This window comes from Lentzea sp. NPDC042327 (assembly GCF_040647275.1).
GTDB lineage: Bacteria > Actinomycetota > Actinomycetes > Mycobacteriales > Pseudonocardiaceae > Lentzea.
The window spans coordinates 514,772-529,777 of record NZ_JBEZBX010000002.1 but is presented as its reverse complement, the minus strand read 5'-3'; the positions used below and the strand labels follow the sequence as shown (position 1 = coordinate 529,777).

General features: G+C 70.8%; 14 protein-coding genes and 1 tRNA gene. 8 read left to right on the top strand and 7 right to left on the bottom strand.

From position 1 onward, the window contains the following. Positions 1-18: 18 nt before the first annotated feature. The gene (locus tag AB0A63_RS06405; RefSeq protein WP_360385968.1) at positions 19-1,056 is read right to left on the bottom strand and encodes a PQQ-dependent sugar dehydrogenase; all 1,038 of its coding nucleotides are present in this window, start codon (positions 1,054-1,056) and stop codon (positions 19-21) included. Between the two features lie 289 nt (positions 1,057-1,345). Here AB0A63_RS06405 and pqqA point away from each other — a divergent pair, with 289 nt between their 5' ends. From pqqA to AB0A63_RS06375, 6 genes are all read left to right on the top strand, one after another. After that, the gene (gene pqqA / locus AB0A63_RS06400) at positions 1,346-1,468 is read left to right on the top strand and encodes a pyrroloquinoline quinone precursor peptide PqqA (protein ID WP_360385966.1); all 123 of its coding nucleotides are present in this window, start codon (positions 1,346-1,348) and stop codon (positions 1,466-1,468) included. Between the two features lie 169 nt (positions 1,469-1,637). Next, the gene (gene pqqC / locus AB0A63_RS06395; RefSeq protein ID WP_360385964.1) at positions 1,638-2,336 is read left to right on the top strand and encodes a pyrroloquinoline-quinone synthase PqqC; all 699 of its coding nucleotides are present in this window, start codon (positions 1,638-1,640) and stop codon (positions 2,334-2,336) included. Continuing rightward, a complete protein-coding gene (gene pqqD / locus AB0A63_RS06390) occupies positions 2,330-2,599 on the top strand; it encodes a pyrroloquinoline quinone biosynthesis peptide chaperone PqqD (protein WP_360385962.1) in 270 nt (89 codons plus the stop codon). Before pqqC ends, pqqD begins: the two co-directional genes overlap by 7 nt. Further along, the gene (pqqE, locus tag AB0A63_RS06385) at positions 2,592-3,671 is read left to right on the top strand and encodes a pyrroloquinoline quinone biosynthesis protein PqqE (RefSeq protein WP_360385960.1); all 1,080 of its coding nucleotides are present in this window, start codon (positions 2,592-2,594) and stop codon (positions 3,669-3,671) included. Before pqqD ends, pqqE begins: the two co-directional genes overlap by 8 nt. Continuing rightward, a complete protein-coding gene (gene pqqB / locus AB0A63_RS06380; RefSeq protein ID WP_360385958.1) occupies positions 3,668-4,546 on the top strand; it encodes a pyrroloquinoline quinone biosynthesis protein PqqB in 879 nt (292 codons plus the stop codon). Before pqqE ends, pqqB begins: the two co-directional genes overlap by 4 nt. Before the next feature lie 51 nt (positions 4,547-4,597). Continuing rightward, positions 4,598-5,746: a helix-turn-helix domain-containing protein gene (locus tag AB0A63_RS06375; RefSeq protein WP_360385956.1), complete on the top strand. Its 1,149-nt coding sequence runs from the start codon at positions 4,598-4,600 to the stop codon at positions 5,744-5,746. Here the strand turns inward: AB0A63_RS06375 and AB0A63_RS06370 are convergent. Next, on the bottom strand, positions 5,700-6,545 hold the full coding sequence (locus AB0A63_RS06370) for an SGNH/GDSL hydrolase family protein (RefSeq protein WP_360385954.1): 846 nt from the start codon (positions 6,543-6,545) through the stop codon (positions 5,700-5,702). The genes AB0A63_RS06375 and AB0A63_RS06370 overlap by 47 nt on opposite strands. 116 nt (positions 6,546-6,661) lie before the next feature. Here AB0A63_RS06370 and AB0A63_RS06365 point away from each other — a divergent pair, with 116 nt between their 5' ends. Further along, positions 6,662-7,411: an inositol monophosphatase gene (locus AB0A63_RS06365; RefSeq protein WP_360385952.1), complete on the top strand. Its 750-nt coding sequence runs from the start codon at positions 6,662-6,664 to the stop codon at positions 7,409-7,411. Then, on the top strand, positions 7,408-8,088 hold the full coding sequence (locus AB0A63_RS06360) for an SDR family oxidoreductase (RefSeq protein ID WP_360385950.1): 681 nt from the start codon (positions 7,408-7,410) through the stop codon (positions 8,086-8,088). Before AB0A63_RS06365 ends, AB0A63_RS06360 begins: the two co-directional genes overlap by 4 nt. A gap of 6 nt (positions 8,089-8,094) precedes the next feature. Here the strand turns inward: AB0A63_RS06360 and AB0A63_RS06355 are convergent, their stop codons facing one another. The 5 genes from AB0A63_RS06355 to AB0A63_RS06335 form a co-directional block, all read right to left on the bottom strand. Continuing rightward, positions 8,095-11,679, bottom strand: a complete 3,585-nt coding sequence (locus AB0A63_RS06355) for a DUF4082 domain-containing protein (RefSeq protein ID WP_360385948.1) — start codon at positions 11,677-11,679, stop codon at positions 8,095-8,097. Between the two features lie 301 nt (positions 11,680-11,980). Next, positions 11,981-12,057, bottom strand: a tRNA-Leu gene (locus tag AB0A63_RS06350). A gap of 119 nt (positions 12,058-12,176) precedes the next feature. Further along, positions 12,177-13,280, bottom strand: coding sequence for a hypothetical protein (locus AB0A63_RS06345; RefSeq protein WP_360385946.1), 1,104 nt, complete (start codon positions 13,278-13,280; stop codon positions 12,177-12,179). Continuing rightward, complete coding sequence (locus AB0A63_RS06340; protein WP_360385944.1) at positions 13,277-13,399, bottom strand: hypothetical protein; 123 nt, start codon at positions 13,397-13,399, stop codon at positions 13,277-13,279. The genes AB0A63_RS06345 and AB0A63_RS06340 overlap by 4 nt, the downstream gene beginning before the upstream one ends. A gap of 231 nt (positions 13,400-13,630) precedes the next feature. Continuing rightward, positions 13,631-14,956, bottom strand: a complete 1,326-nt coding sequence (locus tag AB0A63_RS06335) for an NAD(P)/FAD-dependent oxidoreductase (RefSeq protein WP_360385942.1) — start codon at positions 14,954-14,956, stop codon at positions 13,631-13,633. Between the last annotated feature and the right edge of the window lie 50 nt (positions 14,957-15,006).

Here is a 15,006-nt window from a genome sequence, read left to right as displayed (position 1 = left end):
GGTGCGCGAACGGGTGGGTCAGGCGTCGGTGGAGACGATGCGGTCGTCGGTCGAACCGGGTTGACCGTTGGCGTCCTGGTTGGACGTGCCGAACCACAGGGTGCCGTCCGGTGCGGGAGCGATCGAGCGCACCCGGCCGTAGGCGCCGGTGAACAACGCCTGCGGCGTGCCGAGCGTGGTGCCGTTGACCGGGACCTTCCAGATCCGGCGGCCGGTGACGGCGCCGACGTAGAGCGCGTTCTTGTGCAGGGCGATGCCGGTCGGGCCCGCCAGCCGGTTGGACCACGTGACGGCCGGGTTCGTCATGCCGGCGACGTTGCAGTTGCCCTCGCACGTCGGCCAGCCGTAGTTCTTCCCGGCCTCGATGCGGTTGATCTCGTCGGTCGTGTTGTTGCCGAACTCGGTGGCGTACGCGGTGGTGCCGACCCAGGTGATGCCCTGGGGGTTGCGGTGGCCGATCGTGTACACGACGCTGTTCGCGCGCGGGTTGCCGCTCGCCGGCCTGCCCGCGGTGTCGAAGCGCAGCATCTTGCCGCCCAGCGAGTTCCAGTTCTGCGCGTTGGCCGTGTTCTGCGCGTCGCCGGTGGTCGCCCACAGGTAGCCGTCCGGACCGAACTCCAGGCCGCCGCCGTTGTGGTAGCGGTTCTTCGGGATGCCGGTGACGATCGGCTGCGGCGTGCCGCCCAGCGCGAGCTTGGCGATCCGGTTGTCGGTCGCCGTCGAGTAGTAGATGAAGACCGAGTTGTCGGTCGCGAACGTCTTCGACACCGCGAGGCCGAGCAGTCCGCCCTCACCGCCCGTGCTCTGGGCCGCTTCCACGGTGTCGAGCTCGGTCACGGTCGTGCCGCTGAGCTTCTTGATCTTGAACGTGTCCCGTTCCGTGAAGATGCCGCTGCCGTCGGGCAGGAACTCGATGTCCCAGGGGATGTCCAACCCGCTGGCGAGGGTCCGCTCGGCCTGCGCGGAGGGTCCGTCCTGCGCGGAGGCCGGGATCACGCAGAGGGAGGCGGCGACGGCGGTGCAGGCTGCCGCTGCCGCGATACGACGAGCACGCATGTGTGCTCTCCTTCGGGTCCGCTCGTGGTTTCAGTCTGCGGCGGAGGTGTTGCAGGGCGTGTTTACCCAATCACAGCTCGCACAAACCCACAACGCTCATCGGATGTTTCGATACAACCATCCGTCTTGCAAGGCCTGAAAGGCGGTTCCGCTCCGATGATCTTTGGGAACCTTGTGAACGGTCTAGCGCGATCCACGCGGGACGTCCTACGGTGAAAGTCGCCGCCGCGCCCCACGGAAGAGCCGCGCGTGCCCTTCCCGGGCACGCCGTAGACCCGAGGAGTCGCGCATGAACGTTGCCGCTACCGCTACCGAGCACAAGCTTCCCGAGGTCAAGCGCGAGTGGGTGAAGCCCGACTTCCGCGACTTCGACACGCCCATGGAGGTCACCGCCTACGCGGCCCGCAGCTGACGCGGCCCGCACCGGGACCCTCGCGGCGGCGGGGGCCCCGGTCTCCCGCACTCCCCTGCTGGCAACGGCATCTGCAAGTACCACCAACACATGATCGAATCGTCGTCGAAGCCAGGGGAGCGAACGCGACGGGTACGACTTCTGGCCAACCGCTGAGGAGTGCACGCTGATGAAAGCCGTGTCCGCCCAGGAGTTCGTTGCGGAGCTCCGCGCGCTGGCCCCGCGGTACTGGGACAGCCACCCGTTCCACCTGCGCATGCACGAGGGCGGTCTGAGCAAGCACGAGCTGCAGGCGTGGGCCGCGAACCGCTGGTACTACCAGCGCTGCATCGCGCAGAAGGACGCCGCGATCCTGTCGAACTGCCCGGTGCCGGAGGTCCGCCGCCAGTGGCGCGAGCGGATCGTGTGGCACGACGGCACGGGACCCGGTGAGGGTGGCGCCGAGAACTGGCTGCTGCTCGCCGAGGCGGTCGGGCTGACCAGGGACGAGGTGCTCGACGAACGGCACGTGCTGCCCGGCGTCCGGTTCGCCGTCGACGCCTACGTGAACTTCGCGCGCACCAGGCCGTGGGTCGAGGGGGTCGCCTCCGGGCTGACCGAGATGTTCTCGGGTGCGTTGATGCGCAAGCGACTCGCGGCGTTGCGGGAGCGGTACCCGTGGATCGCCGAGGAGGGGTTCGCCTACTTCACCGACCGCATCCGGGCGGTCGCCGGCGAGGGACAGGCCACTGTGGACGTCGTGGTCGGGCACGCCCGCACCCGCGAACAGCAGCTGGCGGCCGTGGCGGCGCTGGCGTTCAAGTGCGACGTGCTGCGGGCCGTGCTGGACGCCGTCGACTACTACTCGGGCAGGGGCAGGCCGTGCTAGCACTCGGCGCCGTGCCGCGCATCCGGCGTGGGGTGAAACGCGGCTACGACCAGATCCGCTCCGCGCACGTCGTGCTGTTCCCCGAGGGCGTGCTGGTGCTCAACGAGACCGCCGCCTCCGTCGTGGCGCTGTGCGACGGCGTCCGGTCGGTGGGGGACATCGCGCTGGCGCTGGGCGACGAGTATGCCGGCGTCGAGCCCGCGGACGTGGCGGAGCTGGTGGCGCGGCTGGTGGACCGGAGGGTGGTCGACGTCGATGGCTGAGGCACCGTTCGGCCTGCTCGCCGAGCTCACGCACCGCTGCCCGCTGCAGTGCGGGTACTGCTCGAACCCGGTGGAGCTGGTGCGCAGGGACGCCGAGCTGCCCACCGAGGACTGGCTGCGCGTCTTCGACCAGGCCCGCTCGCTGGGCGTGTTGCAGGTCCACCTGTCCGGCGGGGAACCGCTGCTGCGACCGGACCTCCCGGAGCTGGTGGCGCACGCGAACAGCCTCGGCTGCTACGTCAACCTCGTCACGTCCGGTGTGGGCCTGTCCCGCGACCGGCTGCACGACCTGGCCGGGCGCGGCGTCGACCACGTGCAGCTCTCCTTGCAGGACGCGACCAAGGCAGGCAACGACCGGATCGCGGGCATCAAGGCGTTCGACCGGAAGGTCGAGGCAGCGGCCCTCATCCGCGCCGAAGGCCTGCCGCTGACCGTGAACACCGTGCTGCACCGGCAGAACCTCGACAACGTCGCCGGGATCATCGCGCTGGCCGAGCGGCTGGGCGCGGAACGGCTGGAGCTCGCCAACACCCAGTACTACGGCTGGGCGCTGCGCAACCGGGCGGCGTTGCTGCCCACGCGCGACCAGCTGGCGGCGGCCGGCCCGGTCGTCGCCGCGGCGCAGGAACGGCTGCGCGGGGTGATGGAGATCGTCTACGTCATCGCCGACTACCACGAGGCGCACCCGAAGCCGTGCATGTACGGGTGGGGTGCGCGGCAGCTGACCGTGGCGCCCGACGGCTCGGTGCTCCCCTGCCCCGCCGCCACCGTGATCCCGACGCTGCCGGTCGAGAACGTGCGCGACTCGTCGTTGCACGACATCTGGCACGACTCGCCGTCGTTCACCGCCTTCCGCGGCTTCGACTGGATGCGGGACCCGTGCCGGTCGTGCCCGCGCAAGGAGGTCGACTTCGGCGGCTGCCGGTGCCAGGCGTTCCAGCTCACCGGTGACGCCGCCGCCACCGACCCGGTGTGCTCGCTGTCGCCGCATCGGTCCACTGTGGACCTGATTCTGGCGACCGAGGTGGCACCGGCGGTCGAACCGGCCGTGGCCATGCGGAGGATGTCGTGAAGGCGGTCCTGCTGGGCACCGCGGCCGGCGGCGGGTTCCCGCAGTGGAACTGCGCCTGCGCGCTGTGCGTCCGCGCCCGGTCCGGCGAGCTGCCCGCCCGGTCGCAGGACTGCCTGGCGGTCAGCGCCGACGGCACGCGCTGGTGGCTGGTCAACGCCTCGCCGGACATCCGCACGCAGCTCGTCGCCTGCGCGCTGCTGAACCCCGGTCCCGGCCCGCGCGAGACCCCGGTGCGCGGCGCCCTGCTCACCGACGCAGAGCTCGACCACGCGCTCGGCCTGCTGACGTTGCGCGGCGGCACGGGCCTGGCGGTGTGGGCGCCGGGCCCGGTGCTGCACGCGTTGCGCGACCGGTTCGACCTGCGCTCGGTGGTCGACGGGTACGCACCCGTGGACTGGCGCGAGGTCACCACCGCCGAGGTCGAGCTCGACGGCCTGCGGGTGACGGCGGTCCCGATCAGCGGCAAGCGCCCGAAGTACGCGCGGTCGTCCACCGTGGAGGGCGATTGGGTGGTCGCCTACCGGTTCGCCGACCCGGTCACCGGTGGTGTGCTGGTCTACGCGCCGTGCCTCGCGCACTGGCCGGACGGGTTCGACGACGTGGTGGCCGGGGCGGACTGCCTGGTGCTCGACGGCACGTTCCACGCGGCCTCCGAGATGGGCACGGCGACGGGCAGCGGGTCCGGGCAGGCCGCGATGGGCCACCTGCCGATCACGGCGAGCCTGCCGCGGTTGCGGCGGTTCCCGGCCGTGCGGCGGATCTACACGCACCTCAACAACACCAACCCGGTGCTGGACCCGGACTCGCCGGAGGCGGCACAGGTGCGCGCGGCGGGGGTGGAGCTCCCGCAGGACGGCACGGTGCTCGAACTTTGAGGTGCCCGGACTCTGAGGTGCCCCGGACCCCGAACGGGCCAGAATGGGCGGATGTCCTTCGTGATCGGTGGTCGTCCGCTGGCCGAGCGGATCGTCGCGGAGCTGCCGTCGTTCGTGCGGCTCGTGCTCGCGGAGATCACCGACCGGGTGCCCGGCTACCGGCAGCTGCCCGCCGAGGAGCTCTCCGGTGACATCGCCCGCGTGATCGAGGGGACGCTGCGGGCGTTCGCGCGGGTGCTGCGCAGCCGGGAGCTGCCGACGGCCGACGAGCTGCGGTTCCTGCGCGAGTCGGCGGCCCGGCGTGCGGAGGAGGGCGTGCCGGTGGACGTCGTGCTCACGGCGTACCACGTGGGCATCCAGGTGGTGTGGGACGTGCTGGTGCCCGAGGCGCGGCCGGAGGAGGTCGGCGAGGTGCTGGCGCTCAACGCGCTGGCCATGCGGTACCTGCAGCTCGTGACGCCGGTGGTGAGCGCCGGGTACCTCGACGAGCGGCAGACGATGTTCGACGACGAGCGGTCGGCGCGGCACACGCAGCTGACCGGGCTGCTCGACGGCACGCGGGTCGCGGACGGGCCCGTGGTGGTGCTGGCGCTGCACGTGCCGCCGCACCCGGACGAGCTGACCGACGGGGTGGACACGGCCGTGGCCGGGCGGCGCAAGCTGCGGCGGCTGCGCACCGAGCTGGAACGGCACAGCCGCGAACCGGTCCTGTCGGCGCTCACCCCCGACGGCGGGATCGTGCTGCTGCCGGGTGAGGACGAACGGGCCGACCGGGTCGTGGCGGACGCGGCACGGGCCGCCGGGGTGTCGTTGACGGTGGCGGCGGTCGCGGCCCCGCCGTCCGGGGTCGCGGCCGCCGCCGGGCTCGCCCGCGAGGTGCTCGCCGTCGCCGTGCGCTCGGGTCCCGGCCTGTACCGGCTGGCCGACGTGCTGCTGGAGTACCAGCTGTCCCGGCCGAGCGCGGCGCTGGAACCGCTGGCCGCGGTCGTGGCGCCGTTGTCCGACGAGCTCGTGCAGACGCTGGAGGTCTACCTGCGCCGCGGGTCGCGCCGGCCGGCCGCCACCGAGCTGCACGTCCACCCGAACACCGTGGACTACCGGCTGCGCAGGGTCGCGGAGCTCACCGGCCTCGACCCGACGCGGATCGAGCACGTCACGCTGCTGGCGGCTGCCCTGGCCGCGCGGCGCGCGCGACCGTAGCGCCGAACGCGGCCATGCCGGCGGCGTTGGGGTGCAGCGGCGCGGCGGCGGTCGTCGGCACCAACCCCTCCAGGTAGCGGTCTTCGGGTGCGGCGCAGATGTCGTGGCCCACGGTCACGGCGGCGAAGTCCACGTACGTCGCGCCGCGCTTCTGGGCCTCGGCCCGCGCGGTGGCGCTGACCCGGTTGAGCACGCCCTGGAGGTAGTCGGCGTCGCGGCTCCACACCGGCTGCACCGGGTAGCAGCCGCCCGGCCTGATGTACGTGCCGTAGCCGGTGACCAGCACCTTCGCCCGCGGTGACCGGCGCTTGACCTCGTCGAGCGCGGCGCCGAGCTCCGGCCCCCACGCGTCCACGGCCGCGGCCAGCCGGTCCGTCCCACCGGCGGTGTAGCGGTCCCTGCAGGAGATGCCGATCGGCTCGGGCAGCAGGTTGATGCAGCTCAACGCCGTCTGGAACAGGCCGACGTCGTTGGCGCCGACCGTCAGCGACACCAGGTCGGTGGACGGCTTGAGCGCGGCGAACTGCGGTGCCACGAACCCGAACTGGCGGCCCGTGAAGTCGTCGGTCTTCGCACCGGAGCAGGTGACGTCGGTCAGCCGCGCGCCGAGCAGCTCCGCCGCCACCCGCGGGTAGTCGCGGGCCGACCGCAGGCACCACAGCGCCGGGTCCTGGGCCGGGACCAGCGGACCGGCCGCCGCCGAGTCGCCCAGTGCCACGTACTCCACGGTGTCCGCCTGGGCGGTGGTTGTTCCGGCGACCAAACCCGCCACCAGAGCCAACCCGGCCACGATCCGCATCCCGAACCTCCCACGTCGTCGTCACGTCAGCTCATCGTGGTGGTTCCGGTCACGTGCGGGAGTGGGACGTTGCCCAGAGTCGGCCGGTCGGGTTTGTGACCGATCACAATGGGGGCGTGACTCCTGGCGAACTCCTCGACCTCGCCGCGCAGGCCTGCGTGGACGCCGCGAAGCTGCTGCGCGAGCTGCCGGTGGACGTTGCCGCGAAGGGCGCGTTCGACCAGGTCAGCAGTGTCGACCTGGCGGTCGAGGCGTTCCTGCGGCGTGCGCTCGACGTGCCCGGTTCCGCCGTCGTCGGCGAGGAGCTGGGCGCGGAGCAGGCTCGGATCACCTGGTACGTCGACCCGATCGACGGCACCCGCAACTTCGTCCGCGGGCTGCCGCTCGCGTGCCTGTCGGTGGCGGCGGCGGTGGACGGGCGGCTGGTGGCGGGGTGCGTGCTGGACCCGTTCCGCGACGAGCTGTTCACCGCGGCCGAGGGCGTGCCGTTCGCGGTGCGGTCGGCCGGGCTGGTGATCCCGCCGGGACCGAGCCCGCGGCCGGTGGTGCTGACCGACGTCCCGTTGCCCGGCAGCCCCTACAGCGGCGAGGTGGAGCTGCTGGCCGACCTGCTCGCCGTCGCGGACGTGCGGCGGGTCTACGTGACGGCGCTGTCGCTGGCCTGGGTCGCGGCCGGGCGGGCGGACGCGGCGGCGAACCTGGGCATCCACCCGTGGGACGTGGCGGCCGGCGCGGTGCTGGTGCGGGCGGCCGGCGGCGTGTTCCACCACGTCGGCGGCGACGCGCTGGGGGCGGCGGGCTTCGTGGCCGGCCGTGGTGAGATCGTCGACTGGTTGCGCGACCGGTTGGAGGGCATCGTCTCGTGATCGACCTCAGCGGCCGGGTCGTCCTGGTCACCGGTGCGGGCGGCACGATCGGGGCCGGCATCGCACGCCGGTTCACCGCGGCCGGCGCCGTCGTCGTGCCGCACCGCGGCCGTGCCGACGGCGACCTGCGGTTCGCGGCGCGGCGCGTGGTCGAGGAGGCCTTCGCACTGCACGGCAGGCTCGACGCGGTGGTGAACAACGCCGGTGTGCAGCCCGTGGAACCGTTGCCGGGCATGAGCACCGAGTCCTGGCAGTCCGTTGTGGACATCAACCTGACCGGGCCGTTCGCCGTCACCCAGGCGGCCGCAGAGGTCCTGCCGCAGGGCGGGTCGATCACGCACATCGCGTCGATCGAGGGCACCCACCCGGCCGCGGGCCACGCCCACTACAGCGCCTCCAAGGCCGCGCTGGTCGTGCACGCGCGGGCCGCGGCCCAGGAGTACGGGCCGCGGCTGCGGGTGAACACCGTGTCCCCCGGCCTGATCAGCCGCCCCGGCATCGAGGAGCAGTGGCCGGAGGGCGTCGCGCGCTGGCACGACGCCGCCCCGTTGCACCGCCTCGGCACGCCCGAGGACGTGGGGAACGCGTGCGTGTTCCTCGCCTCCGACCTGGCGGCGTGGATCACCGGCCACGACCTGGTCGTCGACGGCGGGGTGACCGCACGCCCCACCTGGTAGCCCTGCTCAGCCGGCCTGCACGACCACGTCCACCCAGTAGTTCGTGGAGTCGAAGCTGGACGCGGGGAACGACCCGGCCGGGCCGTAGACGAACACCCCGTTGCCGCCCGCGCTCGCACTCGACGGCGCGGTCAACGAGCCGACCACCCTGGCATTGGCGAAGTAGCCGTTCGTCACCGAGTAGCGCGTCGTCGTGTGGTACGCGGCGATGTAGGTGGTGTTGGCCGTCAACGGCACCGGGTTCGCGAAGGTCACGGTCTGCCAGCCGCTCGCCGACTCGCCGGTGAACGTCGCCGTGGCGAGCAGCTGCTGCGTGGCGGCGTTCCACAGGTGCGCGACGTGCGTGCCCGTGTTCAGGGAACCCTTGTAGAACTTGATGCCCGTCGCCGTGGCGTTCGCCGAGGACGTGCGGAACTTGACGCCCAGCTCCAGCGGGCCGACGTCGCCGGAGTTCACGATCGCGGGCACGTCGGAGCCGCTGAACAACGAGACCGGTGCCGGCGGCTGCACCGGGACCGCGGCGATGACGTCGACGAAGTAGTTGCTGGCCGCGAACGACGACGAGGGGAAGCTGCCCGCCGGGCCGTAGGTGAAGACGCCGTTGCCGCCCGCGCTCGCACTCGACGGTGCGACGAGCTGCCCCGCCGTCCGCGCCGAGGTGAACCCGTTCTCGGTCACCGAGTACTTCGTCGTCGTGTGGTACGAGACGACGTAGAACTGGTTCTGCGTCAACAACACCGGTGACGGGAAGGCCGCGCTCTGCCAGCCGCTCGCCGTCTCACCGCTGAACGTGGCGGTCGCGAGCAGCACGCCGGTGGTGGCGCTCCACAACCGGCCGGTGTGCGGCCCGGTGTTCAGCGTGCCCTTGTAGAACTTCACACCGGTCGCGCTCGCCCCCGCCACCGTGCACTGGAACTTCACGCCGAGCTCGACCGGGCCGTTGTCGGTGGAGTTCGGGATGGCGGGCACGTCGGCGCCGGTGAACAGCGACTGCGCGGTCATCGCGACACCGACGTTCAGGCTCACCGTCGTCGAGGACTGCAGGAACCCGTTGGTGATCGTGTACTGGAAGCTCGCGGGCCCGGAGAAACCGGCGGTGGGCGTGAACGTGACGGTCTGGGCGCCCGCGTCGAAGCTCACCGTGCCGTTGGTGGCGGAACCCGCCGACACCATCGAGATCGGGTAGCCGTTGGGGTCGGAGTCGTTGGCCAGCAACGTCGCCGCGGGGATCGTGAGCGCGGTGCCCACCGGCGTGGTGAAGCCGCTGTTGCCGACCGCGACGGGCGCCAGGTTGCCGGCACCGCCCGCCCGCGCGAACACCACGTCGACCCAGTAGTTGGACTTCAGGAACGTCTCGGTGGGCATGGTGCCGCCCGCGCCGTAGCGGAACACGCCGGCGTCGGCGGGCGCGGTGATCGCACCGCACGTGCGCGGGACGTGGAAGAAGTTGTGGTCGGAGTTCTCGAACTTCGCCGAGTGCACGCTGACGGTGTAGGTCTCGCCGGGCGTCAACGCGACCGGGGCGATGTTCACCTGCTGCCAGCCGCTCGCGGTCTCGCTGGTGGAGCCCACCTCGGCGAGCTTGGTGCCGGCCGCGTTGTAGAGCCGGGCGGTGTGCGCACCGGTGTTGTACGGGTTCTTGTAGAACCGCAGCGCGGTGGCGGAACCGGGCGTGTTGACGGAGAACCGCATGCCGTGCTCCAGCGGGTTCTCGTCGGGCGCGTGCAGCCCGTACGGCACGTCGGTGGGCTGGAAGAGCCGCACCGAGGCCGCGGGCGTCACCGTCACCGTGCGCGTGGGCCCGTTCTCGACGTTGAGGCTGTCGTCGACGGCCCGCACCTTGACCGCGTACGTGCCCGGCAGGTGCGGCCACCAGGAGAACGACCAGCTCGTCGTACCCGTGGCGGCCCGCCAGGACTGGCCGTTGTCGGTGGACACCTCGACGGTCGCGACGCGGCCGCCGACGTCGCTCGCCGTGCCGCTGATGATCACCTGCGCCTGCTGCGTGAACGTCGCACCGTTCGCGGGCGTCGTGATCACCGTGACCGGCGGCGTGGTGTCCGTCGAGGCCGTGGCGGGCGTCAGGTTGCCCTGCAACGTCTCCGGCTGCACACCCATGTCCGCGAACAGGTTCACGGTTGCCTGCTGCGCGTCGCGGTCCTCGGACACCACGGGCATGGACGGGTCGGTGCTGGTGTAGTCGTGCACCGCGTCGAGTGCGAACGACCAGAACACCGTGCCGGCGCCGAAGACCAGGGCACCACTGGGCGCCCGGTAGAGCGTGAGGTGGTGGGTGGCGTCGCCGTCACCGGTCGTGGTGCCGTAGTCGAGGAGGTACTTGGCGCCGATGAACCGGTCGGTGCGGGAGAGCTTGACGAGCGTCGGCGGCCGGAACCGGTTGTCCGGCGACTCGTCCCACTCGTAGCCGAGCACGCCGTCCTCGACGTACCCGACCTGCCCCGCGGTCAGCGCGGCCATGCCGGTGTTGCGCCAGAACCGCAGCTTCCCGTACGCCTCCGGCACCTCGATCCGGTCGGCCTGGTGCGAGTCGACGGAGAAGCTGGTGCCCGTCAACCGGTTCTCCGCGACGCCGCCGTTCGAGGGCGGTGAGAACGCCGGGTCGCGCCAGGTGCCCGTCCACTCCGGACTCGGGTCGATCTTGGCGGCGTTCCTGGTCTCCTTGTAGCAGACCATGGTCCGGTTCGGCGTGCCGGTGACGTCGGGCTCCCAGCGGACCCGCCAGTAGACCTCGTTGCCGCTGAAGAAGCACAGGTGCACCCCCGCGTCCCTGGCCGCCTCGACGCGCGCACGCTGCGCCCCCGACCAGTACTCGTCGTGCCCGACCGAGAGGTACACGTGGTGGTTGGTGAGGACGTAGTTGCCCGGCCCGACGTCCAGGCCGGTCACGTAGGCCACGTCGTACCCGTTGCGCTCCAACCACCTGATCATCGCGTACTCGGCGCTGAGCACGAAGTCCTGCGGCCCGGCGTCCACACCGCCCTGCGCGAGCCGCGTGCTGAACGGCCGGTTGCAGCTCACCTTGAACGCCCGCCCCGTCGGCGTCCCGGTCGCCGCGTTGCCGCCGTAGAGGTTCGCGCCACCCCACCCGTTGTAAGCCTGCCAGGTGGTGTCCGAGGTCTGGAAGACGATGTCGCGCTGCGTCCCGTCGCCGCGCACGACGAACGGGATGTGACTCGCCCCCGCGACCCCGTCCTGCCGCACCAGCTTCGCGAGGAACACACCGGACACCATGGTCGCGGGCACGGCCCACGAGGCGGTGACCGACCAGTTCGACGCGTCCCACAACCCGGTGCCGAGGTCGTTGAACGCGGCCGGCTGCACCGACGAGGTGGTGCGCTGGATCGTGTGCACCTTCCGCGCGCCGGCACCCCCGTAGTAGCCGAGCCGGTAGATGTCGATGCGGTAGTTCGCGGAGTTCGAGTGGATCTTGAAGTCGATCGTCTGGCCCCTGTTGACGCTCAGCTTCGTGGTGAAGCCCGCCAGGGTGGGATCAGCGGCCCCGCTGATGCCGTCCCACTCGGACTTCGGACTCCCCGGCAACTGGTTCTCGGTCACGATCGGGTTCGGCATCCCGGCCCCCTTCGTCCCCCTATGGACATGCTCGTGACCGGGATATATGCCTCTCCGTAGTCGTCGTTAGCCCAGTGGGCATGCTGACACCCGAATGGATTAGGTGACGATGAAAGGTTTGCCAAATCCTGTAACGGAGGGGGTCTGAGCTGCGAGAACTCTCAGCCGTCCCGGCAGAAGGGCGGGAGCGCTCTCAGCGCTCCGGGAAGATCGGTGACCAATGGGTGTCACCGACGGTTACAAGATCAACTCTGCGGCACGGTCGCGCTGGTCAACGCCGTGGTCGACCGGGTGATGCGCATGGTGCCCCCGACGGGATTCGAACCCGTACTGTGATCCTTTTAAGGGACCTGCCTCTACCGATTGGGCTACGGGGGCGACGGGGAGCCTAGGCCTTGATCGTCGGCTTGTGTGCGCGGATGGTCGTTTCTCGCCCGAGCGGCCCAGTGAATTGGACTAGAGCGAGCATCCGGCTAAGCATCGAACGGACCCGAACATCAGCGCGTCCTCCCCGCTCCGAGCAGCTCCTTGAAGCGCAGCGCGACCCAGTCGTGGACGGCGGCGGACACGGAGTTGTCGCCGGCGCGGTGTTCGAACCAGCGCCAGTCGCAGTTGACGTTGATCTCCAGGAACACGTGGTCGCGGCCGGTGACGAGGAGGTCGAAGGCGGCGACCTGGACGCGCCAGTGGCGGGCCAGTGCCAGCAGGCGGTCCGACAGCGAGGTGGGGACCGAGGTCGGGGTCACGCGGACGGCGTCCGGGTCCACCCACAGCTGGGCCGGGTCGAGCTTGTCGACCTGGTAGGCGATGCAGCGTTCGCCGATCACGAAGACGCGCAGCTCGGTGTCGGAGGGGACGTACTCCTGCACGATCACCGGCGCGGGTTCGGGGGCGTCGGAGGCCCTGGAGGTCTCCAGCGGGCGCGGGAACAGGCCGTGCTGGACGCCGGGGCGGGGTTCGAGCAGGTGGCGGCCCGCGGTCTTGACGATGCAGCGGCCACCGCCGGGGCGGGTGCGGCCGGGGCGGGTCGTCACGGCGGTGCGGGGCACGCGCAGGCCGAACGCGGCGGCGTCGGAGAGCTGCGTGAGGCGGTCCAGGTGCGTCGAGAAGCGCGAGGGGTTCACGTGGGCCCAGTCGGAGCGGGAGGACAGCCAGTTGGCCACTGAGGCCCACTGGTCGACCGCGTAGGCGCCGGCGAGGGTGCCGGGCTCGACGGGGACCGCGGAGAGCTCGAAGTGACGGCGCCAGACCAGCAGGGGGCGCAGCAGCCAGCGGTCGAGCTCGACGAGGGGCTGGTCGGTGTAGACCGACAGCGGGAGGTCGACGCAGCGGTCGGCATCGATGCGGGCCATCCGGATGCCGCGCTCGGCCAGTGCGATGGAGAGCTCGTTCATCTCCATGTCGGCGGCGCGCGCCAGGACCAGCACGCACGGCTGGGGGTTTCCGTCGCCCTCGTCGACCATGCCGAGGCGGTGGACCTGCTCCTGGAAGTCCAGGCACTTGGGAGGAGAGCGGAAGAGGTAGTCCTGACCCTGCAGCAGCAGTGGTCTGGCAGCCTCGGACGGGGCACTCGGCACCCGCCCGTCAGCCGACCTGCTCAATCGTCCTTCTTGCTGCTGAAACTCTTCCCCGCCTGTGCGTACTCCGCGGCGTACCGCGCCAACGCGGGGTCCTCGATCTCGCCGCGACGAAGCTGTGCGGCCAGCTCCTCGAGAGACATCGGGATCACCTCTTTCCCACACGGGCGCACCACGCATTCAGGTGATGCACCAGCCGTAGTCTCAGGTTCACGTAACGCAATGTCAAGGCAGGCGTCAGCGCTTTACTCCGATTGGGCGCTCAAGTTCCGCCTCTGGGCCATAAGAGTGCCCCGGACGAGGTGTCGTCCGGGGCATCTTCACACTCACAGCGAGTGGCGGTCACGCGTTCGGCCCACTGGACCGAACCAGGATCAGCTCTGGACCGCGCGGTCGAAGTCCGACTTCGGGTCGTTGATCTGGCCGAGCGCCACGACCTCGCGGCCGTAGAACAGCGCCTGCGTCCAGTCCATCAGCACGCGGAGCTTGCGGTTCACGGTCGGCATGAACGCCACGTGGTAGCTGCGGTGCATGAACCACGCCGGCAGGCCCTTGAAGCGCAGGCCGAACACGTCCGCGACGCCCTTGTAGAGGCCGAGGCCGGCGACCGAGCCGAGGTACTTGTGGAAGTAGTCCTTCGGCTTCTGGCCGCGCAGCGACGCGACGATGTTCTTGGAGAGCAGCTTCGACTGGCGGATGGCGTGCTGCGCGTTCGGCACGCACGTCGCCGTCGGGTCCTCGTCGGTGCGCGAGAGGTCCGGCACCGCGGAGCAGTCACCGGCGGCCCACACGCCTTCGAGGCCCTGCACCTGCATGGCGGCGGTGCAGCGGACGCGACCGCGCTCGTCGAGCGGCAGGTCGGTGTTGCGCAGCACCGGGTTCGCCTTCATGCCGGCGGTCCAGATGATCGTGTCGGAGTCGAACTCGGTGCCGTCGTCGAGGACGACGTGCCCGTTCTCCAGCGACTTCACGCGGGTGTCGAGGTAGATCTTGATACCGCGCTTCTCCAGCGCCTCGACCGTCCACGCACCGAGCTTCGCGGAGACCTCGGGCATGATCCGGCCCATCGCCTCGACGAGGACCCAGTTCATCTCTTCGGGCTTGATGCCCTCGTAGTACTTGAGCGCATACCGCGTCATGTCCTCAAGCTCGGCGAGCGTCTCGATGCCCGCGAAGCCACCACCGATCACGACGAAGCTCAGGAGCTTCTTGCGCAGGTCCGCGTTGTTCGTGCTGGCGGCTTGGTCCAGGCGCGACAGCACGTGGTTGCGGACGTAGATCGCCTCGCCGATCGTCTTCATGCCGATGCCGACCTCGGCCAGGCCGGGGATCGGGAGCGTGCGGGAGATCGCACCCAACGCGGAGACGAGCACGTCGTACTCGATCTCCTCGACGTGGCCGTCCGACAGCTCGGCGGTCACGATCTTGCGCGCGTGCTCGATCTTGGTGACGCGGCCCGTGACGACGTGGCAGCGCTTGAGCACCTTGCGCAGGGGGGCGACGACGTGGCGCGGCTCGATGGAGCCGGCCGCCGCCTCTGGCAGGAAGGGCTGGTAGGTCATGTGCGGCTGCGGGTCGATGACGGTGACCGACGCCTCACCGGAACGCAGCTTCTTCTGCAGTCCGAGAGCCGTGTACATCCCGACGTACCCACCGCCGACAATGACGATTCGCGTGGGTTGCGACTTCACAGCAGCCATACACACATGGTTGCACCACGACCCCATTTTTCGCGCGTCCGGAGGGGCCG

What these genes read in the sequence shown, in the direction of transcription:
- AB0A63_RS06340 (WP_360385944.1), bottom strand. Translation starts at nt 13,399, where the DNA reads ATGTCTCTCGAGGAGCTGGCCGCACAGCTTCGTCGCGGCGAGATCGAG.
- AB0A63_RS06335 (WP_360385942.1), bottom strand. Translation starts at nt 14,956, where the DNA reads ATGGCTGCTGTGAAGTCGCAACCCACGCGAATCGTCATTGTCGGCGGT.
- pqqC (WP_360385964.1), top strand. Translation starts at nt 1,638, where the DNA reads ATGAAAGCCGTGTCCGCCCAGGAGTTCGTTGCGGAGCTCCGCGCGCTG.
- AB0A63_RS06370 (WP_360385954.1), bottom strand. Translation starts at nt 6,545, where the DNA reads ATGCGGATCGTGGCCGGGTTGGCTCTGGTGGCGGGTTTGGTCGCCGGA.
- pqqA (WP_360385966.1), top strand. Translation starts at nt 1,346, where the DNA reads ATGAACGTTGCCGCTACCGCTACCGAGCACAAGCTTCCCGAGGTCAAG.
- AB0A63_RS06375 (WP_360385956.1), top strand. Translation starts at nt 4,598, where the DNA reads ATGTCCTTCGTGATCGGTGGTCGTCCGCTGGCCGAGCGGATCGTCGCG.
- pqqE (WP_360385960.1), top strand. Translation starts at nt 2,592, where the DNA reads ATGGCTGAGGCACCGTTCGGCCTGCTCGCCGAGCTCACGCACCGCTGC.
- AB0A63_RS06355 (WP_360385948.1), bottom strand. Translation starts at nt 11,679, where the DNA reads ATGCCGAACCCGATCGTGACCGAGAACCAGTTGCCGGGGAGTCCGAAG.
- AB0A63_RS06405 (WP_360385968.1), bottom strand. Translation starts at nt 1,056, where the DNA reads ATGCGTGCTCGTCGTATCGCGGCAGCGGCAGCCTGCACCGCCGTCGCC.